Annotated in this window: 15 protein-coding genes; 9 read left to right on the plus strand and 6 right to left on the minus strand. The window is 72.0% G+C overall.

The window, feature by feature from the left end; all coding sequences use genetic code 11:
• Nucleotides 1-8 precede the first annotated feature (8 nt).
• A complete protein-coding gene (locus tag Prubr_RS15565; RefSeq protein WP_212826092.1) occupies nt 9-668 on the plus strand; it encodes an HAD family hydrolase in 660 nt (219 codons plus the stop codon).
• Here the strand turns inward: Prubr_RS15565 and Prubr_RS15570 are convergent.
• Both Prubr_RS15570 and Prubr_RS15575 read right to left on the minus strand, forming a co-directional pair.
• The gene (locus Prubr_RS15570) at nt 653-1,315 is read right to left on the minus strand and encodes a response regulator transcription factor (protein ID WP_212826094.1); all 663 of its coding nucleotides are present in this window, start codon (nt 1,313-1,315) and stop codon (nt 653-655) included. The genes Prubr_RS15565 and Prubr_RS15570 overlap by 16 nt on opposite strands.
• Before the next feature lie 40 nt (nt 1,316-1,355).
• Nucleotides 1,356-2,663: a sensor histidine kinase gene (locus Prubr_RS15575; RefSeq protein ID WP_212826096.1), complete on the minus strand. Its 1,308-nt coding sequence runs from the start codon at nt 2,661-2,663 to the stop codon at nt 1,356-1,358.
• A 392-nt stretch (nt 2,664-3,055) separates the two neighbouring features.
• On the opposite strand from Prubr_RS15575, the gene Prubr_RS15580 reads away from it, so the two are divergent.
• The 6 genes from Prubr_RS15580 (at nt 3,056) to Prubr_RS15605 (ending at nt 9,183) form a co-directional block, all read left to right on the plus strand.
• Nucleotides 3,056-3,829 (plus strand): redox-sensing transcriptional repressor Rex, encoded by a 774-nt coding sequence (locus Prubr_RS15580; RefSeq protein WP_212826098.1) that lies wholly within the window; start codon nt 3,056-3,058, stop codon nt 3,827-3,829.
• Nucleotides 3,826-5,130: a glutamyl-tRNA reductase gene (locus Prubr_RS15585; protein ID WP_212826100.1), complete on the plus strand. Its 1,305-nt coding sequence runs from the start codon at nt 3,826-3,828 to the stop codon at nt 5,128-5,130. Before Prubr_RS15580 ends, Prubr_RS15585 begins: the two co-directional genes overlap by 4 nt.
• Nucleotides 5,130-6,059, plus strand: coding sequence for a hydroxymethylbilane synthase (hemC, locus tag Prubr_RS15590; RefSeq protein WP_212826102.1), 930 nt, complete (start codon nt 5,130-5,132; stop codon nt 6,057-6,059). Before Prubr_RS15585 ends, hemC begins: the two co-directional genes overlap by 1 nt.
• Nucleotides 6,056-7,636, plus strand: a complete 1,581-nt coding sequence (locus Prubr_RS15595) for a bifunctional uroporphyrinogen-III C-methyltransferase/uroporphyrinogen-III synthase (protein WP_212826104.1) — start codon at nt 6,056-6,058, stop codon at nt 7,634-7,636. Before hemC ends, Prubr_RS15595 begins: the two co-directional genes overlap by 4 nt.
• A gap of 15 nt (nt 7,637-7,651) precedes the next feature.
• Nucleotides 7,652-8,635, plus strand: coding sequence for a porphobilinogen synthase (gene hemB, locus Prubr_RS15600; protein WP_212826106.1), 984 nt, complete (start codon nt 7,652-7,654; stop codon nt 8,633-8,635).
• Nucleotides 8,636-8,748: 113 nt separating this feature from the next.
• Nucleotides 8,749-9,183 carry a hypothetical protein gene (locus Prubr_RS15605; protein WP_212826108.1) on the plus strand — a complete coding sequence of 145 codons (435 nt, stop codon included), beginning with the start codon at nt 8,749-8,751 and terminating at the stop codon, nt 9,181-9,183.
• A gap of 80 nt (nt 9,184-9,263) precedes the next feature.
• Here Prubr_RS15605 and Prubr_RS15610 read toward each other — a convergent pair whose 3' ends face one another.
• The 3 genes from Prubr_RS15610 to Prubr_RS15620 all read right to left on the minus strand — a co-directional run bounded on the left by Prubr_RS15610 (nt 9,264) and on the right by Prubr_RS15620 (nt 15,247).
• Nucleotides 9,264-12,536 carry a lamin tail domain-containing protein gene (locus Prubr_RS15610; RefSeq protein ID WP_212826110.1) on the minus strand — a complete coding sequence of 1,091 codons (3,273 nt, stop codon included), beginning with the start codon at nt 12,534-12,536 and terminating at the stop codon, nt 9,264-9,266.
• Nucleotides 12,537-12,671: 135 nt separating this feature from the next.
• Nucleotides 12,672-13,694 carry a GNAT family N-acetyltransferase gene (locus Prubr_RS15615; protein WP_212828085.1) on the minus strand — a complete coding sequence of 341 codons (1,023 nt, stop codon included), beginning with the start codon at nt 13,692-13,694 and terminating at the stop codon, nt 12,672-12,674.
• Between the two features lie 77 nt (nt 13,695-13,771).
• Nucleotides 13,772-15,247, minus strand: coding sequence for a lytic transglycosylase domain-containing protein (locus Prubr_RS15620; RefSeq protein WP_246568725.1), 1,476 nt, complete (start codon nt 15,245-15,247; stop codon nt 13,772-13,774).
• A gap of 81 nt (nt 15,248-15,328) precedes the next feature.
• Between Prubr_RS15620 and Prubr_RS15625 the strand changes: the two genes are divergently transcribed.
• Nucleotides 15,329-15,550 carry an FmdB family zinc ribbon protein gene (locus Prubr_RS15625; protein ID WP_212826114.1) on the plus strand — a complete coding sequence of 74 codons (222 nt, stop codon included), beginning with the start codon at nt 15,329-15,331 and terminating at the stop codon, nt 15,548-15,550.
• A 295-nt stretch (nt 15,551-15,845) separates the two neighbouring features.
• Nucleotides 15,846-18,728 (plus strand): winged helix-turn-helix domain-containing protein, encoded by a 2,883-nt coding sequence (locus tag Prubr_RS15630; protein ID WP_212826116.1) that lies wholly within the window; start codon nt 15,846-15,848, stop codon nt 18,726-18,728.
• Here the strand turns inward: Prubr_RS15630 and Prubr_RS15635 are convergent, their stop codons facing one another.
• Nucleotides 18,729-19,271 (minus strand): phospholipase, encoded by a 543-nt coding sequence (locus tag Prubr_RS15635; RefSeq protein WP_212826118.1) that lies wholly within the window; start codon nt 19,269-19,271, stop codon nt 18,729-18,731. It abuts the gene before it with no gap.
• Nucleotides 19,272-19,468: the final 197 nt, after the last annotated feature.

Raw genomic sequence — 19,468 nt, forward strand, 5'->3', positions numbered from 1 at the left:
GTGCTGCGGTGACCACCCCACCCACCCACCTCGTCTGGGACTGGAACGGCACCCTGCTCAACGACCTCAACCTCGTCGTCGAGTCGACCAACGTCGTGTTCGCGGCGGTGGCCGGTCCGGCGGTCTCCGCCGACGAGCACCGGGTCCGGTTCCGCCGGCCGATCTCCGACTACTACGCCGAGGTGCTCGGCCGGGCCGTGGACGCCGAGGAGTTCGGTCGGCTCGACCGGATCTTCCACGACGCCTACCGCACCGGCCTGACCACCTGCGAACTCGCCGACGACGCCACCAGCGCGATGCGGACCTGGTCCGGGAGCCAGTCGCTGCTGTCGATGTGGTTCCACGACGAGCTGGTGCCGGCCGTGGCGACGTACGGGCTCTCCGGGCTGTTCAACCGGGTCGACGGGCTGCGCGGCACGGTCGGCGGCGACCGCAAGGCCGGGCACCTCGAACGCCACCTCGCCGAGCTGGGCGTCGATCCACGGTCGGTGGTGCTGATCGGCGACTCGCTCGACGACGCCGACGCGGCCGTGGCGGTGGGGGCCCGCTGCATCCTCTACACCGGCGGCTTCACCGACCCCGGCCGACTGCGTGCCTCCGGACACCCGGTCGCCGACACCCTCACCGAGGCGGTCACCCTGGCCGGCGGGCCTCAGCCCCGCAGGTAGGCCAGCACCGCGAGGACCCGACGGTGCTGCTCCTCGTCGGGCGGCAGCTGAAGCTTGGTGAAGATGTTGCGGACGTGCTTCTCCACCGCGCCGTCGCTGACCACCAGGGCCCGGGCGATCGCGGTGTTCGAACGCCCCTCCGCCATCAGCGAGAGCACCTCGCGCTCGCGGGGGGTCAGCTCGCGCAGCGGATCGTCGCGGCGGCGGCGGACGAGCAGTTGGCCGACGACCTCGGGGTCGAGGACCGTACCGCCGGCGGCCACCCGGGCGACCGCGTCGAGGAACTCCCCGATCGCGGCGACCCGGTCCTTGAGCAGGTAGCCGATCCCGCCGCCGCCACCGCCGGCACCGGCCGCGGTCGCCAGCAGGTCGTCGGCGTACGACACCTCGACGTACTGGGACAGGACCAGGATCGGGGTACGCGGCACCCGCTGGCGGGCCTCGACGGCAGCCCGCAAACCCTCGTCGGTGTGCGACGGCGGCATCCGTACGTCGACGATCGAGACGTCGGGCTTCTGCACGACGACCGCCTCGACGAAGGTGTCCCCGTCGCCGACGGCGGCCACCACGTCGTGGCCGTGCTCGGTCAGCAGCCGGATGATCCCCTCCCGCAGGAGTACGGCGTCGTCGGCGATCACTACCCGCATGCGTTGGCGCTCTTTCGTCTCGGGCCGGCAGGTCCCCGGTTCAGCACGGCAGTTCGGCCCGGATCTCGGTGGGACCGCCGGGCGGGCTGAGCACACTCAGCATGCCACCGTTGGCCCGCAGCCGGTCGGCGATGCCGGCCAGCCCGTGCCCCTTGGAGACGTGCGCGCCGCCGACCCCGTCGTCGAGCACCTCGATCCGCAGGTTGTGGTCGACCCGGGAGACGGTCAGCCAACAGTCCGAGGCGCCACTGTGCTTGGCGACGTTGGCGAGCGCCTCGGCGACGACGAAGTAGGCCGTGCTCTCCACGGCCGGGTCGAGCCGGCCGGCCGGGGTGCCCAGTTCGGAGTCGACGGTGAGTTCGATCGGGATGACGCCCCGGCTGGCGAGTGCCGCCAGTGCGCTGGGCAGCCCCCGGTCGATCAGGATCGGCGGGGCGATCCCGCGCGAGAGGGCGCGCAGCTCGTGCAGAGTCTCCCGGGTCTGCACCAGGGCCTCGTCCAGGGTCCGGCGGGCGGCCTCCGGATCGCTGCCGAGCTGCTGTTGGGCCCGGCCGAGGTCCATGGCGAGGCGGACGAGCCGCTGCTGCGGGCCGTCGTGGATGTCGCGCTCGAGCCGGCGCAGCGCGGTCGCCTCGGCGGACACCGCGGCCCGCTTCTGTTCCTCCAGCACGGTGATCCGGTTGCGCATCTCGGCCACCCCGGTCAGCAGCGCCCGGCCGAAACTGGCCTGGAGCAGGGCGCAGCCGCGTACCACGATCGGGAGGGTGACCAGGAAGAAGACACCGATCGCGGTGTTGAGGCCGATCCGGGCCAGGCCGGAGCCGCCGAGCCCGAGCAGTTCGTTGAGCGAGCCGTCCGCCGGGGTGCGGGGCAGGAGCCAGTCGTACGCCCAGTAGAGGCTGCCGGCGATGGCCCCGGCCCACCAGACCACGGTGGTGACGAAGGCGATCAGGGAGACCACGACCTTGAGGCAGCCGTGCGCCAGGTCGAGCCAGGACTGGGCGTCGGCGATCGGGACGAAGATCCGCCGCCAGGCGCTCGCGCCCGGATCCGGTGCCCGGTAGTGGGGCCGGATCCGTGGCTGGTGGAGCACGGGCGGCAGGCGCAGCCGTTCGATGTCGGCGAAGCCGCGGGCGGCATAGAGGACGCCGGCGAGGATCGGCAGTCCGATCACGGTGACGGCCAGCGCGGTGCCGACCGCGAGCCCGGCGATCAGCACGATGAAACTGGCCAGGGCGAGCGGGAAACCGAGCAGGACGTATCCCGAGTCGACACCGAGTTGACGCACGATGCTGCGGGGGGCCGCCGGATCGGCGACCGGAACGGTGGACAGGGTGGCGGCGCTCATGTCGTCGACGCTAGGCATCAGGCCGTTTCGCCCCCATCCCGTCGGCCGGCCTCTTCACGGTAGGGCTGCCCCTACCGGAGCGGATCTCCGGGGCCGTCCGTCGATTGGTGTCGCTCCGTGGTTGGTTAGTTCAGAATTGCGCAATAATCGACGGGCGACCCTGATGCCGGTCTGCCAGGTGATCTACAAACGGCGGGCCGGGTGGATCACCACGGTGGTCGATCAAGATCGCGATTTGTGCACGCCTTCACAAGCGCCTACTCTGTAACCCCGACGAGCCCTGCTAGCACAGCCGGTCACGGCGGTCGCCGGAGGGTTGCCGATCCGACCCGCCGGCCCGGTCGCTCCACCCGCCGGCCTGGCTGGTCCATGAGCGCACCGCACGGAGTCCCATGAGTCAGCACCGCGATCCAGGCGCGTCCGGTCACACCGGCGCGGTTCCGGCACTCCCGGACCTGCCTGAAGCGACGGTCGCCAGGCTGCCCGAATACCTCCGTGCCCTGCACAATCTGGCAGAAACGGGTAACGACACCGTCTCCAGCGAGGCGCTCGCCACGGCCGCCGGGGTCAACTCCGCGAAGCTGCGCAAGGACCTGTCCCACCTCGGCTCCTACGGAACCCGCGGGGTCGGTTACGACGTCGCCCTGCTGATCGACCACATCGAGTACGTGCTCGGGCTCACCCAGCGCCGCGCCGTCGCCCTGGTCGGCGTCGGTAACCTCGGTCACGCCCTCGCCGGCTACGCCGGGTTCGCCAGCCGGGGATTCCGGATCGCCGCGCTGTTCGACGCCGACGAGTCGCGGGTCGGCGAGGAGATCAACGGTCTCGTCGTACGGCACATCGACGACCTGGCGACCATCGCCGCCCAGGAGGCCATCGCCATCGGGGTGATCGCCACCCCCGCGCCCGCCGCGCAGAGCGTGGCCGACCGGCTCGTCGCCGTCGGTGTCACCAGCATCCTCAACTTCGCGCCGTGCGTGCTCTCGGTGCCCGTCGGAGTCGACGTACGCAAGGTCGACCTCGCCATCGAGTTGCAGATCCTTTCCTTCCACGAGCACCGCAAGGCCTCACTGACCGGGATACCGGCCAGCGGACCGGCGGCGGGTCTCACGGCCCTGCCCGGTGGGCTCGCGGCAACCGGCACGCAGGAGGCGGTCGGCACGTGAACCTGCTCGTCGTCGGCGCGTCGTACCGCACCACCCCGGTCGCGACCCTGGAGCGGCTCGCGGTGGCACCGGCCGACCTCACCCGAACCCTGGACAAGCTGCTCGCCCAGCCGTACGTCGGCGAAGTCGTCGTCGTCTCGACCTGCAACCGGGTCGAGGTCTACGCCGCCGTCACCGGCTTCCACGGCGGGCTCGGCGACATCTGCGAGGTGCTCGCCGCCCACGCCGGCTGCGCCCAGAACGACCTGGCCAACCGCCTGTACGTGCACTACGACGGCGCCGCCGTCGAGCACGCCTTCCGGGTCGCGAGCGGGCTGGACTCGATGGTCGTCGGCGAGGCGCAGATCCTCGGACAGCTCCGGGACGCCTACCACGCGGCGACCGAGGCCGAGGCCACCGGTCGCCTGCTCCACGAACTCATGCAGCAGGCACTGCGGGTCGGCAAGCGGGCACACTCCGAGACCAGCATCGACCGCGCCGGTCAGAGTGTGGTCACGGCCGCGCTCGACGTCGCCGCCACCCATCTCGACCGCGGGCTCGCCGGCCGGCCGGCGCTGGTCGTCGGGGCCGGCGCCATGGGGGCGCTCTCCGTGGCCACGCTGTCCCGCGCCGGGGTCGGGCCGCTGTCCGTGACGAACCGGGGCAACGACCGCGCCGTCCGGCTCGCCGAGTCGTACGGCGCCACCGCCGTTCCCTACGACGACCTGGCCGCCGCGCTGTCCGGCGTCGACGTCGTCGTCGCGGCCACCGCGTCCACCCAGCCGGTACTGACCCGCGACATGCTCGCGACCGCCACCGCCGGCCGGCGCACCCCGCTGGTCGTGCTCGACCTGGCGGTTCCCCGCGACGTCGAGCCGGCCGCCGCCGAACTGCCCGGTGTGGAGGTCGTCGACATCGACAACCTCGCCACCGTGCTGCGCGACGGCCCGGCCGCCGCCGACCAGCTCGCCGTGAACCGGATCGTCACCACCGAGGTCGAGGGGTTCCTGTCCTGGCTGCGCGGCGCCGACGTCGCCCCGACCGTGGCCGCCCTGCGGGCCCGCGCCGACGACGTCGTCACCGCCGAGCTGCGCCGACTGGCCCAACGCCGCCCCGACCTCAGCGCGGAGCAGCGGGCCGAGGTGGCCCACACCGTCCACCGGGTGGTCCAGCGGCTACTGCACTCGCCGACCGTACGGGCGCGTCAACTGGCCGCCGAGCCCGGTGGTGACCAGTACACTGCCCTGTTGCGCGAACTGTTCGACCTCGAGGTGCCCGGCAGCGCCCAGGCCGACTCCGTGCCCGACATCGGAGAACGGTGATGACCGCACCACTGCGCCTCGGCACCCGGGGCAGCGCGCTGGCGCTCGCCCAGTCCCGGCAGGTCGCCGCCGCCGTGCACGCCGCCACCGGCCGTGAGGTCGAGTTGGTCGAGATCGTCACGGCCGGCGACCGCTCCTCCGCGCCCGTGCTGCGGCTCGGCGTCGGGGTGTTCGTGTCGGCGTTGCGTGACGCGCTCACCGACCACCGGATCGACCTCGCCGTGCACTCCTACAAGGACCTGCCGACCGCCGGCCACCCCGGCCTGCACATCGCGGCCGTGCCGCCCCGCGAGGACCCGCGGGACGCGCTGATCGCCAGGGACGGCCGTACCCTGACCGAACTGCCGGCCGGCGCCGTCGTCGGGACCGGCGCGCTGCGCCGGATGGCCCAGTTGCGGGCGCTCGGCCTGCAACTGGAGGTCGTCCCGATCCGGGGCAACGTCGACACCCGGATGGGGCGGGTGCTCGGTCCCGCCGCCGATCTCGACGCGGTCGTGCTCGCCCGCGCCGGACTGGCCCGGCTGGGCCGCACCGGTGAGATCACCGAAACCCTCGATCCGATGCTGATGCTGCCCGCCCCGGCCCAGGGCGCGCTGGCGGTGGAGTGCCGGATCGAGGACACCGACCTGGTCGAGTCGCTCGCCGCGCTCGACCACGCACCGACCCGGGCCGCGGTCACCGCGGAGCGGGCGTTGCTGGCCACGCTCGAAGCGGGGTGCAGTGCCCCGGTCGCGGCCTACGCCGAGATCGCCGAAGGCGACGACGGCGATGAGATCTACCTGCGCGGGGCGGTGATCAGCCCGGACGGCGTCCGTGACATCCGGCTGTCCCGCACCGGAACGCCCGCCGACGCGGCGGAGATCGGCAAGGCGCTCGCCGCCGACCTCCTCGACGCCGGCGCCGACACCCTATTGGGGAGCACAGAATGACCCGCACCCGTAAGCCCGCAGGCCGCATCGCGTTCGTCGGGGCCGGCCCCGGCGACCCCGGCCTGCTGACCCGCCGGGCGCACGACGCCCTGGTCGACTCCGACCAGGTGATCTACGACCGGGGCGTGCCGGAGTCGCTGCTCGACGCGATCCGCGCCGAAGCCAAGGAAGATGCGCAGTTCACGCCTGCCGAGGGAGCGCCCGGCGACGTCGCCAAGGTGCTGATCTCGGCGGCCCGGTCCGGCCTGTCCGCCGTACACCTCGTCGCCGGTGACCCCTTCGGTCACGACTCCGTGGTCAAGGAGGTGCAGGCGGTCGCCCGTACCGCGGTCCACTTCGAGGTGGTGCCCGGTGTCGGGCAGGCCGAGGGCGTCGCCGCCTACGCCGGGGTGCCGCTGCCCGGCGTACGCACCGCGGCCGACGTCGACGACGTCGGTGCGCTGGACTTCGAGGCGCTCGCGGCGGCGGTCAACCGTGGCTCCCTCGCCCTCGCCGTCGACGCCGGTGACCTCGCCGCCGTCCGCGACGGGCTGCTCGCCGTCGGCGTCGACGGCACCACCCCGGTCGGGGTGACCGGTGACGGCACCGGTGAGACGCAGTACACGACCAGTTCGAGCGTCGACAGCTTCGTCGCCGCCGCGCTCGGCTTCACCGGTCGCGTCGTGCTCACCCTGGGCGCCGGTGTCACCCAGCGCGACAAGCTGAGCTGGTGGGAGAACCGCCCGCTGTACGGTTGGAAGGTGCTCGTCCCGCGCACCAAGGAGCAGGCCGGTGCGATGAGCGCCCGACTGCGGGCGTACGGGGCGATCCCGTGCGAGGTGCCGACGATCGCGGTCGAGCCGCCGCGTACCCCGGCCCAGATGGAGCGCGCCGTCAAGGGCCTGGTCGACGGCCGGTACGCCTGGGTCATCTTCACCTCGGTCAACGCGGTCCGCGCGGTCTGGGAGAAGTTCGCCGAGCACGGGCTCGACGCCCGGCACTTCGGCGGTGTCAAGATCGCGTGCATCGGTGAGGCGACCGCCGACGCCGTCCGCGCCTTCGGCATCCAGCCCGAGCTGGTCCCCTCCGGTGAGCAGTCCTCGGAGGGCCTGCTCGCCGAGTTCTCGCCGCACGACGAGATCCTCGACCCGGTCGGCCGGGTGCTGCTGCCGCGTGCCGACATCGCCACCGAGACGCTGGCCGCCGGCCTCACCGAACGCGGCTGGGAGGTCGACGACGTCACCGCCTACCGCACCGTCCGGGCCGCGCCGCCGCCGGCCGAGATCCGCGACGCGATCAAGTCCGGCGGCTTCGACGCGGTGCTCTTCACGTCGTCGTCGACCGTACGCAACCTGGTCGGCATCGCCGGCAAGCCGCACGCCCGCACCGTCGTGGCCGTGATCGGCCCGAAGACCGCGGAGACCGCGACCGAGTTCGGACTTCGGGTCGACGTGCAGCCCGCACACGCCTCCGTGCCGGACCTGGTCGAGGCGCTCGCGGCGTACGCTGTGGAGTTGCGCGAGAAGCTGGCCGCCATGCCGGCCAAGCAGCGTCGCGGCTCGAAGGTGCAGGGGCCGACGGCGCTGCGGTTCCGCTGACCCCGAGGAGTTCCGATGTCGTACCCGGACATGCGTCCGCGCCGCCTGCGGCGCAACGCGGCCATGCGCCGGCTGGTCGAGGAGACCCGGGTCGCGCCGGCCGAGCTGGTGCTGCCGATGTTCGTCAAGGAGGGGCTCACCGAGCCCCGCCCGGTCGCCTCACTGCCCGGCGTCGTCCAGCACTCCCGTGACTCGCTGCGCAAGGCGGCGGTCGAGGCGGTGCAGGCCGGGGTCGGCGGCATCATGCTCTTCGGCGTACCCGCGGCCCGCGACGAGACCGGCTCGGGCGGCCTCGACCCGAACGGCATCCTCAACGTGGCGATCCGCGACGTGGTGGCGGAGATCGGTGACTCCACTGTCGTGATGAGCGACCTCTGCCTCGACGAGTTCACCTCGCACGGGCACTGCGGGCTGCTCACCCCGGGCGGCGAGGTCGACAACGACAGAACCCTGGCCGCGTACGCGGAGATGGCGGTGGCCCAGGCCGCCGCCGGGGTCGGCGTCGTCGGGCCGTCCGGCATGATGGACGGCCAGGTCGGCGTCGTACGCCGCGCTCTCGACGCCGCCGGTCATCACGACGTCGCGATCCTGGCGTACGCCGCCAAGTACGCGTCGGCGTTCTACGGCCCGTTCCGCGACGCGGTCGAGTCGACGCTGGAGGGCGACCGGCGCAGCTACCAGCAGTCGCCGGCCAATCTGCGCGAGTCGCTGCGCGAGGTCGAACTCGACGTGGCCGAGGGCGCCGACATGGTGATGGTCAAGCCGGCCCTGCCCTACCTCGACGTGGTGGCCGCGGTCCGGGACCGGGTCGAGGTGCCGGTCGCCGCCTACCAGGTCTCCGGCGAGTACGCGATGGTCGAGGCGGCCGCCGCCAACGGCTGGCTGGATCGCGACCGGGTCATGCTGGAGACGCTGACGTCGATCCGTCGCGCCGGGGCGCAGATCATCCTCACCTACTGGGCGGTGGAAGCCGCCCGGCTGCTCCGCGCCGGATACTGACCCGCTGTCGCGACTGTCATTTCTGCCACCGCAGGTGTCGCAAAATGTCGTAACCCTGTGGAGCCCAGGTTCAAAGCCCCTGGTCCGGCCGTCTGGCGTGCCACGATGAGCGCGTGAAGATTCCACTTCAGCGAATCGACAGCCTGGAATCCGAGGCTGCCCGGTTCCACCAGCGGTTCGAGTTGGTCGACGCACGTCTGTCGCATCTCACCAACGCTGTCGGGGACCTGTCGCAGGGGCAGCGCGAGCTGCGCCTGGACATCCGGGAACTGCGCCAGGGCATGGGGCAACTGCGTGACCAGGTCGCCGTACTGGACGGCCGAGTGACGGCACTGGATGGCAAGGTGACGGCGCTGGACGGCCGAGTGACGGCGCTGGACGGCAAGGTCACCGTGCTGGATGGCAAGGTGACAGCGTTGGACAACAAGGTGACCGTGCTGGACGGCAAGGTGACGGCGTTGGACGGCAAGGTCGATGCGGTGGCCGTGCAGGTGTTGGCGATCGCGCGGCATCTCGGCATCGCGGACGGTGCGCGCCCAGGCGGCTGAGGGCGTACCCCCCGAACGCCGAAACACGACGCGGCCCCCGTCGCCCTGCGAGGCGACGGGGGCCGCGGTGTTGGTGCAGATCAGTCGTCGTTGACGATGGTGCCGGTGGCGGTCGCCGTCAGCGTCCGCAGCCCGGGCACGCCCGCGACCACGAAGTTCAACGTCTCGTTCCGCTCCTTGATCCGCTCACCGCGTACCTGCACGGTGAACGTCACCGACGTCTGCCCCGCCGCCAGCGTCTTGCAGCTGGCGAAGAGGTTGAAGTCGAACAGCGGCAGCGCGGTGCCGGGCAGCGCGGTGGCGCAGAGCAGCACCGGCTGGCTCAGCGGCCGCGACACCTCGACGGTGAAGACCATCGGGGTGGTGCCGGAGTTGCCCTCGACGACCGACACGTCCGCCACGGTCAGCGCCGCCCGCGAGTGGAACCGGGCCACCTGCGGGTCGTGGTCGCTGGCACCACGCGAGCCGTCGCCCTCGTAGTCGGCCGGGAAGTCGGCGTTGACGTGCGCGGCCCGCATCTCGATCAGGTCGCCGTAGAGGGCGCCGTTGACGAAGATGTGGTCGAGCGTCTGCACCTGGCCCTCGAAGACGTACGAGTACGCCGCCGACGGGTTGTCCTCGTTCAGGTCGTCCCACAGGTTACGCAGGCCGCCGTCGTACAGCGGGCCCAGCTGGTCCGACGGCGTCGGGTTCTGCGCCGTCGCGATCGGGTCGTCCGGCCGCGGGAACACGTTCAGGTCACCGCCGAACGTGACCCGGGCGTGCGGGTCGGCGGCCTCGATCGCGGCGACGATCGCCGCCCCGTACGCGGCCTGCTCGGTCCGCTGCCCGACCCGCGCGTCCGGGGTCGACGAGAAGTGGTTGCTGACCGCCCAGAGCGCGAACCTGTCGTTCGATCCCGGCGCGGCGGCGACCAGGAACTTCGCCACCTGGGGGGCCCGGGTGTAGACGTTGGACCCGTCGACGCCGGTGGAGCGGTCGATGTCGGCCGGCAGCACCGCGTTGAGCGTCTTCGGGTTCTGCACGTCGGCGTTGCTCGGCAGCCCGGCGGACCGGTACTGCACGGTCGGCGCGGAGCCGAGCACCGCGTCGCCGTCGGTGGCCTCGGCCAGGGTCAGCCGATCGGTCCGGTACATGAACGCCGAGACGATGCCCCGGGCGTCGGCGCCGTTCCGGTCGTACGCCGCGGCGTACGCCGGGCCACCGGCGGCCTTGATCCGCAGAGCCAGTTCCTGCAGCGTGTCGGGGGCGCCGTCGGCGTTGTTGGTGTCGCCGCAGACCAGCTGGTCACCAGAGACGGTGCAGATGTCCTGGTCCTCGGCCTCCTGGATGAGCAGGAGGTCGGGGGAGTGCAGGTCCTTGATGATCTGGTCGGCCAGGTCGCCGAGCTGCGCCTGGTAGTCCGCCTCGCTGGCCGGCACGTAGTCGAACGGCGGGCTGACCCCGGTGCAGCCGGAGTTGCCGGCGAAGTCGCAGCCGTCGAACGGGTCGTCGCGGAAGTCGTACAGGTTCTCGACGTTGTAGACCGCGACCGAGAACTCGTCGGACCGCTTCGCCGGCCGCGGCGCGTGATTCTTCGCCGGGTCGGTGCCGGTGCCGAACGCCGCCTGCTCCACCTGGACGCCGTACTTCTCGAACGAGTAGTAGAGCGCGCCGACGGCGTCGCCGGTCAGCTTGTCGAAGGCCCGGGCCGGCGGGAGCAGCGCGGTGTTGTCCTGCGCGGTCCACTTGACGCCCATCGTGCCGAGCATGATCCGCTGGCCGTTGCCGTCGTTGAAGCCCTGACCGGGCTGGTTGTCCAGCTCGTGGGTGTCCCGGAAGACCCGACGGTGGTAGGGGTCGGCCCGGTCGAGCAGCGGGTCGTCCCGGTCGACGAGCCAGATCTCCGAGTCGGCGGTCGACGCGAAGACGTTGCGGCCGCTGATCGTGCCGCTGCCGGAGCGGACCCGGATCCGCTCACCCTCGTGCCGCTCCCAGAAGCGGTCGGCCTGCGCCAGGTCGGCCGGCGGGACCGCGTCGGTCACCGTGACCACGCTGTCGACGTCGAGCCCGGAGGCGAGCTTCTCGACCAGCGAGGCGCTGGAGAGCTGGGTGAGGTTGAAGTACTCCGACACCCGGGCCCGGACGACGACCTCGTCACCGACGGTCGGCGCGTAGCCGCCGATCAGGGTGTCGAAGCCGCCCATGAAGACGAAGATGCCGTCGGAGCTGTTCGGGTCGCCGTCCTCGGTGCCGAGCCGGCTCTGCATGAAGAAGCCGTACTGGTTGGCGCCGGAGCTGTTGCGGGCCAGGGTCCGCTGGGTGACGACACCGCGTACGTCGTGCAGCGTGCTGCTGGTGCCGTTGCCCGACGCGGGGGCGAGCGGCGACCGGTGCAGCCGGGCGTTGGTGGTGTCCGAGACCGTGCCCTGCACCTCGCCGATCGACAGGACCGTGGTCACCTGCACGTTGAGGGTGCAGGTGGCGGTGGTGCCGTCGGCGTCGGTCGAGGTCAGCGTCACCGCGTAGGTGCCACCGGGCAGGTCGGCGCTGGCGGTGACGGTCGCGGTCGCGGTGCCGCCGACACCGGACGCGGCGGTGAACGCCGTACGCGAGATCGAGCCGGCCGACGGGGCCGGGCTGACCGCGGTGACGGCCAGGTCCACGATGGTGTCGTCGACGTCGGTGGCGGTCACCTCGCGGCTTGCGGCGGTGCCGGCCTGCGTGACGAGGGCGCCGCCGCAGTTGAGCGTCGCCGGCTGGTCGACCGGGCCGCCGCCGTCGAGCGTGTGCGAGCCGAGGCCGTCGAACGTGTCGACCGGGTAGCCGATCCACTCGGCCGCCGGGTCGAACGCGTCGTCGGGGTTGGTGTCACCCGTGGTGATCGACGGCTTGCGACGCAGCGTGTTGTCGGCGGTGCTGGTCAGCCCGCTGCCCCACTCGGTGCCCGGATCGTTGCCGACCTGGCCGATCGAGTCGACGACGGTCGTCCCCTTGCGGAGCACGATCGCGTCGTCGCCGTTGAACAGCCCGGCGGTCGTGGTCTGGTCGGCCTGGGCGAGGATCGCGGCGCCGGCCGAGGCGTGGGCGAAGACGAAGACGTCGCCGGCCGCCACCGAACCGGTCAGCGGGAAGCTCGTTCCGGTGGTGCTTCCGTTGAAGTAGACCTGGAGCGCATAGCCGGCCGCGGCGAGGTCGACCGCCGCGCCGGTGCCGTTGTAGATCTCGATTGCCTTGTTGTTGGACGAGCCCTCGATGTATTCCGAGATGAGCAGCTCGGTCGGTGCGGCGAGTGCCGCGGTCGGTGCGAGACCGGCCGCAGCCGTCAGGGCTGCGGTCGCGGTGAGTACGGCGCACAATCGGCGCGGGCGCATCAAGCCTCCACGTTGGGTGAATGGGAGTCAACGCACGTTAAGGCCAGTCGCTGGCTGACGTCTATCCCACAGTGGTCCGATGGGTGAACTCACCCGGCCGGGCAGGGGCGACGGACGCCTGCCGCGGCGCTCCGCTCAGTCGCGGTTGTTGAGCCGGTGCACCAGCTCGGCCACGTCGATACCGTATTCGCACCACTCTCGGTCGGCGAGGAAGCCCAGTTCGGCATTGACCTTGAGCATCGGCTCGTTGGCCTGGGCGTTCCAGGTCTGCACCTCGGCGAGTTTGGGTTCGGCGCCGCGTAGCTCGAAGAGCATCCGGGCCTTGATCGCGCGGTCGATGCCGTATCCGCGGTGGTCCTGGGCGACGATGGTGTCGTACTGGTCGGCCCGGGTCGGATGCTGTGCCGGAACGACGACCTCGGTGAGGCCGGCCACCTCACCGGTCTTCTCGTGGATGGCCAGCACGATGTAGGGCTGCAGGCCGCGTCGGCGCAGGCAGGCGAGGCTGTCCCGCAGCCGCTGCGGATCGTAGGAACTGGGTCGCAGGTCCAGATCGCCGTCGTCGACGTCGCGGACCTCGGCCTTGGCCTTGGCGTACGGCTCGATCAGCTCGTCGGGCGGCCCGCCTGGATAGAACTCCACCCGGTAGCCGGCGGCGATCCCCCCGGCCATCTCGCCCAGGGTCAGCCAGTCCACCGTGGACAACCGCAGTACGCTGCGGGTTTCGACGTATTCACGGATGAACCCCAGCGACTCGTAGAAGGCCACCGCCGGCGTGTTGCCGACCACCTCCACACCGATCGAGGAGAACCCTTCGTGGTAGGCCCGCCGGGCTGCCTTGGCGAGCAGTTGATGACCGAGTCCGGCGCGCCGGACCGACGGGTGCACGATCAGTTCGACGACGCCGATGTCTCCCAGAAGCAGGACATTGACGTGGCCGAGCAGGCGGCCGGGTTGCCCGTCGGGGCCGGGCTCCTCCTCGGCGACCCAGCAGATCCGCCGCTCACCCGGCATCGTCTCGGCCAGGTATTCCCGCAGGAAGCTGTCCTGCCACAACGGATCCTCCGGGACGTCCGCCGCGACGACCGCGTTGAGCGTGTCCAACATCGACCTGATTTCGGCGGCCGACGCTGTTCGGGGATCCCACTCGCGCACAATCACCCGTCTAGCTTGCCGGTAACCGGACCGGGACGAAAGTGTTCGGTCCCCGAATGTGTGCGGGCGGTGACGCCGACTCAGGCGCGGCTGGCCGTGCCGTATCGGTTCGCCGCGTCGAATACGGCCTGCGCGTACTGCCGCACGTCGTTGTAGGAAAGAATGGCGTTCCACCAGTCCTGCGACGTCGACAGGTTGCGCCCGTTGCTGCACAGGTAGTTCGCGGCGGCCAGGGCGGCGTCGTCGATGTCGTGCGGGTCCTTGACCCCGTCGTTGTCGGCGTCGACCCCGCTGATCGCCCAGGTGCTCGGGATGAACTGCATCGGTCCGACCGCCCGGTCGAGCACCGGATCGCCGTCGAGCCGGCCGCCGTCGGTGTCGGCGATCCGCTGCCGGCCACCCTGGCCGTCGAGCGGCAGGCCGATGATCGGTGGCATCGCCTTGCCGTCCGGGCCGAGCGACGCCCCGTTGGCCCGCCCGTGGTTGGACTCGACCAGCCCGATCGCGGCCAGCGTCGTCCAGGACAGACGGCAGTTGGGCGTGGTGCGGCTGACGACGAGTTCGGCGTAGCCGTACGCCTGGACCGCGACCGCCGGTATGCCGATCCGGTCACCGGTCTGCTGTGCCCAACCGGCGAGTACGTCGGCGGGACGGCCGACCGGCTGGGGCAGCCCGGGCAGCGCGCCCGGTGAGGCGGTCGGCGTCGGTGCCGTGCCGGGTAGCGTCGGCAGCAGTTCCAGGTCGGGGTCGGTGGTCGGCTCGCCCGATCCGTTGGCGACCGGTGTGCGGTCCGGCGCGATCGCCGGGACGATGATGGCGCCGGCGGTGCCGGTGGCGGCGACGACCAGAAGCAGTAGGAGGGCGGGCAGGGTGAGCCGCCCGCTCGGCCGCCGTGACCAGGCCCCGACCGACCGGGCCGCGGCCGCCGCGGTCTGCCGGCTCGGCCGGCGTACGGCGTGCGCGAACGGCACCCGGATCCGGCTGCGGCGTTTCGGCGCGACGACGGCGACCGGCGCCGTCTGCGCGGCGTCGTCGGCGGGCACGGCTCCTGCGACCGGTGCCAGGTCGACCTTCGTGTCCGTGTCGCCGGGCTTGCCGGTGCTTGTCGGCTCATCGGCCTTGCCGTCGGGAGCGGTCTCGGCGGCCTTGCCGTCAGCAGCGGTCTTGCCGTCAGTAGCGGCCTCGGCAGCCTTGCCGTCGGGAGCGGCCTCGGCGGTCTTGCCGTCGGGGGCGGTCTCGACGGTCGCTTCGGCGGCCGGAGTGACGGCGGCCGTGGACTGCGGGGCCTTGTCGGTGCCGTCCGCCGGTTCTTCGCCCTTGTCGGCCTCCGGCCGGTCCACGGAGCCGGTGGGCGCCGACCGGTCGGCCGGGACCGTTTCCGGGGCGGCGGCCGTCGACTTCCCATCGATTTCCGTCGACTCGCTGTCCGGCTTTCCCGGCTGGGCGGGCACCGACGGTGACGGCGCTTCGTCGGGCGCGGCACCGGAACTGGCCAGTGGTCCGGCCGTCGCCAGCTCGGCGGATGCCGGCACGGCGGGACGCAGTCGACGTGCCACCGGTGTTTCCTCCCCGCCTGTCACGCTGTCGAGTATTACCCATCGCGCGCAACTAGTCAGGTCCAGCCGTACCCTGACCGCATGCCCCGGTACGAGTTCCGCTGCCGCGCGTGCGGCAGCACCTTCGAGGTCAACCGCCCGATGGCCCAGTCTTCCGCGGCCGCGACCTGTCCGCAGGGCCACGACGACACGGTGAAGCTGCTCTCCACCGTCGCGGTCACCGGTCGTGGCGGGACAGTCGCCGGCGCCGGTCCGGTTTCTGCCGGCGGGGGCGGTTGTTGCGGCGGTGGTTGCGGTTGTTGACGTACGCCCGAAACCAGAAATCTGTTGCGCTTCGCGGCAGTTTGTAGGCAGATTCCGCTCGGGCCGATCATACGTAAGGCTCCGAGATCTGACCTGTCGTGCCACAACCGGGGCCACCCGTTGTCGTTACGCCACCCGTAGCATCGCCCCCGTACGCCGCACGTCGATCACCGGTCGATGACATCGTCCCAGGCCCTGGCGTCTGGGACGGAGTCGTGCTGTCCTTTTCTACGATGCGCGGGCCGTGGGGCGTGCGGAAGCATGAAGCCGACTTCCATGGGGGCGGAGGTTCACCGTGTCGGCACGGAATCACCTGCCGAGTGGCCTGGTGACTTTCATGTTCACCGACATCGAGGGCTCGACGAGGTTGGCCCAGATGCTCGGTCCGGGCTACCGCCCGGTGCTCAGCGAGCACCGGCGGTTGCTGCGGTCCATCCTGTCCGCCAGCGACGGCGTCGAACTCTTCACCGAGGGTGACTCCTTCTTCGTCGCGTTCGCCGACGCGGCCGCCGCCCTCGACGCCTGCCTCGGCGCCCAGCGGGCGCTCGCCAGCCACGACTGGCCGAGTCCCGAGTCGGCACCCCGGGTCCGGATGGGGCTGCACACCGGACACGCCGTGCCGCTGTCCGGTGAGTACGCCAGCCCGGAGGTGCACCGTGCGGCCCGGATCGCCGCCGCGGCCCACGGCGGCCAGGTGCTCTGCTCCGCCGCGACCGCGCAGTACGCCGCACCGCTGCCGGTCGGGGTCTCCCTGCTCGACCTGGGCCTGCACCGGCTGCGGGGCTTCGACGACCGGGAGCGTCTGTTCCAGCTCGTGGCACCCGGGCTGGAACGGCAGTTCCCACGCCCGCGTACGGCCGACGCCGTGCCGCACAACCTGCCCACCCAGATCACCTCGTTCGTCGGCCGGCAGGCCGAACGTGCCGAACTGCACGACCTCGTCGCCGAACAACGACTGGTCACGGTGGTGGGCGCCGGCGGCGCCGGCAAGACGCGGCTCGCCGTGGAGTTGGCCGGCGGCGTCGTGGAGTCCTACCCGGACGGCGTCTGGTTCGTCGACCTCGCCCCGGTGACCGATCCCGGCCTGGTCGCCTTCGCCATCGCCGCGGTGCTCGGGTTACGGCCCGAGCCCGGTCGGCCGATGGTCGACACCCTGGTCGAATACGCCGCCGCGCGCCGGATGCTGCTGCTGCTCGACACCTGTGACACGCAGCCGGCGGCGACCGCCGAGGTCATCTCCCGGTTGCTGACCGGCGGTGGCGGCGTCCGGGTGCTGGCCACCAGTCGGGAGCCCTGCGGGCTGCCCGGCGAGGTGGTGTGGCGGATCCCGCCGCTGTCCGCCGAGCCGGCGCCGGACGGTGGGCCGAGCGAGGCCGTCGCGCTGCTGCTCGCGCGTACGACGGCGGCGCGGGGTGGTCGGCGGGCCGGGGTGGTCGAGACCGACGATCTGCGGCGGGTGGTCAGCCGGCTGGACGGCCTGCCGCTCGCCATCGAGTTGGCCGCGGCCCGGCTGCGGGTGCTCTCGGCCAGTCAGCTCGCCGAGCGCCTCGACGACGTACTCGGCACCCTCGACGCGGGACGCGACGAGCCGGTGGGCGTCGCCGTGGCCGACGGTCGGTTCACCGCCAGCCAGGTGGACACCATCGACCTGGGTGGTGCCGCCGCCTCGGCGCCGCCGGTGGTCCCCGGCCGTACGGCGACCCAGCGGCACGTCACCATGCAGGCCACGGTCACCTGGTCGTACCGGACGCTGGGGCCCCGCGCGGCCCGGCTGCTGCGCTGGCTCGCGGTCTTCTCCGGTCCGGTCGACCTGGCGACCGTGGAGTGGCTGTTCGACGACGACGCGCTGGATCCGCTGGCGGTGCTGGTCGACAAGTCGATGTTGCAGGTCGAGCCGCACGCGGCGGGCAGCAGCACCTACCGGATGCTCGACCCGATCCGGGCGTACGCGGCCCGCCGGCTGGTCGACGCGGGTGAGGAGCGGGCCGCCCGGGACCGGCACGTGGCCTGGTCGCTGCACGCGTTGCAGCGTGCCCACCTGGGGCCGGACGGGCGTCCGGTGACGCTGTCGCTCTACAGCCTCGACCCGCTCGCCGACGAGCTCCGGGCCGCGCTGCGCTGGACCGCGACCGGCGGTAGTGCCCGCCTCGGGCTCCAGATCGCCAGCGGGCTCGACCAGTGGTGGCGGGAACGCGGGCTGGCCCGGGAGGGTCGGCTGTGGCTGTTCCGCCTCTACGGACGGATCGCCGAGACGGGGGAGCGGATTCCGGAGGCGGAGCTGGCGGCGGCGTACCACATGCATTCGCTGCACGCCGGTGCCGACGGTGAGTTCGCCGAGGAGCTGCGGTTCTCGCAGCAGGCCGAGGCGGCGGCGCGGCAGGCCGGCGACGCGGCGTTGCTGGCCCGGGTGCTCTCCGGGCGGGCGGCCCCGCTGGTCGACATGGGCCGGCTGGCCGAGGCCGAGCAGATCTGCCGCGACCTGCTCGACTGGGCGGGTCGGGAGGGCGTGACCGGGGAGACCCTCTTCGCCGTCTACGGTCTCGCCGAACTGCTCTGGCAACGCGGAGCGCTGGACGAGGCGGCGGAGCTGCTGGGCGCGGCCCGTCCGGTCGAGGCGTCCCGGCCGGTGGAGCGGGGCCGGCGTACGGTCGACATGCTGCTCGGCATGGTCGCGCTGGCCCGGGGTGACCTGGTGGCCGCCCACGACCACCTGGTGGTGGCGCTGCGGTCACGGATGCTGCACGGGTTCCACCGGCGGACCTGCGACGCCCTCAACGCGATGGCGGTCCGGTGCGCGCTGGGGGGAGATCCGTCGACCGCCGCGCTGCTGTTCGGCGCGGCGCAGGCCAACCGGTCGGTGCTGCGCACCACGGCGGGCATGTTCGGCGGGTACTGGGCGCAGCGGCAGGCCGACCTGCGGACCGCGATCGGTGACGGGGAGTTCGACCGGGCCTACGCCGAGGGCGCGCGACTGTCGCTGGAGGAGGCGGTCGAGCTGGCGCTCGGGATCGAACATCCCGACCTTGCCGCCGGGTCGAGTCGCTTCACCGACGGGTCGGCGCCGTTCGCCGGACTGCCGCCGAGGTTGCCGGCCGAACCGGCGCCGCACCGGTCGGGAACCTTCGGATACGTCTCCGACGTGTCCCGTGAGGTCCTCGACCGGCGCGAACTGCCGTGATCAGCGGGCGTCGGCCTGGGCCATCCGCTTCTCGCCGGCGGCCTTGAGGCTGGCCGCCTTGTCCAGGTCGGCCTGGGTCAGGACGACCTTCCCGAAGGCCCGGACCGCCTGGTAGTAGGTCCAGGCGAGGCTGGTGCAGGCCGGCCGCACGAACGAGTTGTACGTCGCGCAGACCCGCTTGAGGTCCTCGTAGAAGGCGCTGTCCAGGCGGGCCTTGTTGGCGGAGAACTGGCCGACCGCCTTGTAGTTGCGGTAGCCGAAGTCGTGCCGGTAGCACGACAGGTTGAACGTGAACCCGAGCGGGTTGTCCGGGCTGGACGAGCAGTAGTCGGTCGACCAGTTGAAGTTGTACGCGGCCCAGGCGCCCTGGTTCAGCCGGGCGGAGTTCCACGAGTTGTAGCTGCTGGCGCTGGTCTGGGTGAAGCTCGACAGGACGGAGAGCTTCTGGGCCTGGGTGACGGCGGCGGCGGGGGTGGACATGCCGATCGTCGTCAGGACGGCAAGGGTGGTGCCGGCGAGAATCGTCAGGAGCCGACGTCGCATTGTGGTACCTCCGGGGAGCGGGGCGCCCGTCGTTCGGGCGGGGGCGGTCAGCCCTGGTGACCGGTGGGTAACCAAGGGGTCACCAGTCTCGGGGGATAGGCTGGCGCCGATGTATAGGCGAAGTAGATCTTTTGCGTCTTCCGGGTAAACGGGCAGATGCCCCGGAATCAATGTGACTCCGGGCATCTGGTCCGGCG

Source organism: Polymorphospora rubra, assembly GCF_018324255.1.
GTDB classification, from domain to species: domain Bacteria; phylum Actinomycetota; class Actinomycetes; order Mycobacteriales; family Micromonosporaceae; genus Polymorphospora; species Polymorphospora rubra.

Bases quoted from the DNA above. Each gene is read 5' to 3' on its own strand.
- hemC (WP_212826102.1), top strand. From the start codon at position 5,130: ATGACCGCACCACTGCGCCTCGGCACCCGGGGCAGCGCGCTGGCGCTC.
- Prubr_RS15570 (WP_212826094.1), bottom strand. From the start codon at position 1,315: ATGCGGGTAGTGATCGCCGACGACGCCGTACTCCTGCGGGAGGGGATC.
- Prubr_RS15610 (WP_212826110.1), bottom strand. From the start codon at position 12,536: ATGCGCCCGCGCCGATTGTGCGCCGTACTCACCGCGACCGCAGCCCTG.
- Prubr_RS15625 (WP_212826114.1), top strand. From the start codon at position 15,329: ATGCCCCGGTACGAGTTCCGCTGCCGCGCGTGCGGCAGCACCTTCGAG.
- Prubr_RS15635 (WP_212826118.1), bottom strand. From the start codon at position 19,271: ATGCGACGTCGGCTCCTGACGATTCTCGCCGGCACCACCCTTGCCGTC.
- Prubr_RS15575 (WP_212826096.1), bottom strand. From the start codon at position 2,663: ATGAGCGCCGCCACCCTGTCCACCGTTCCGGTCGCCGATCCGGCGGCC.
- Prubr_RS15595 (WP_212826104.1), top strand. From the start codon at position 6,056: ATGACCCGCACCCGTAAGCCCGCAGGCCGCATCGCGTTCGTCGGGGCC.
- Prubr_RS15580 (WP_212826098.1), top strand. From the start codon at position 3,056: ATGAGTCAGCACCGCGATCCAGGCGCGTCCGGTCACACCGGCGCGGTT.
- hemB (WP_212826106.1), top strand. From the start codon at position 7,652: ATGTCGTACCCGGACATGCGTCCGCGCCGCCTGCGGCGCAACGCGGCC.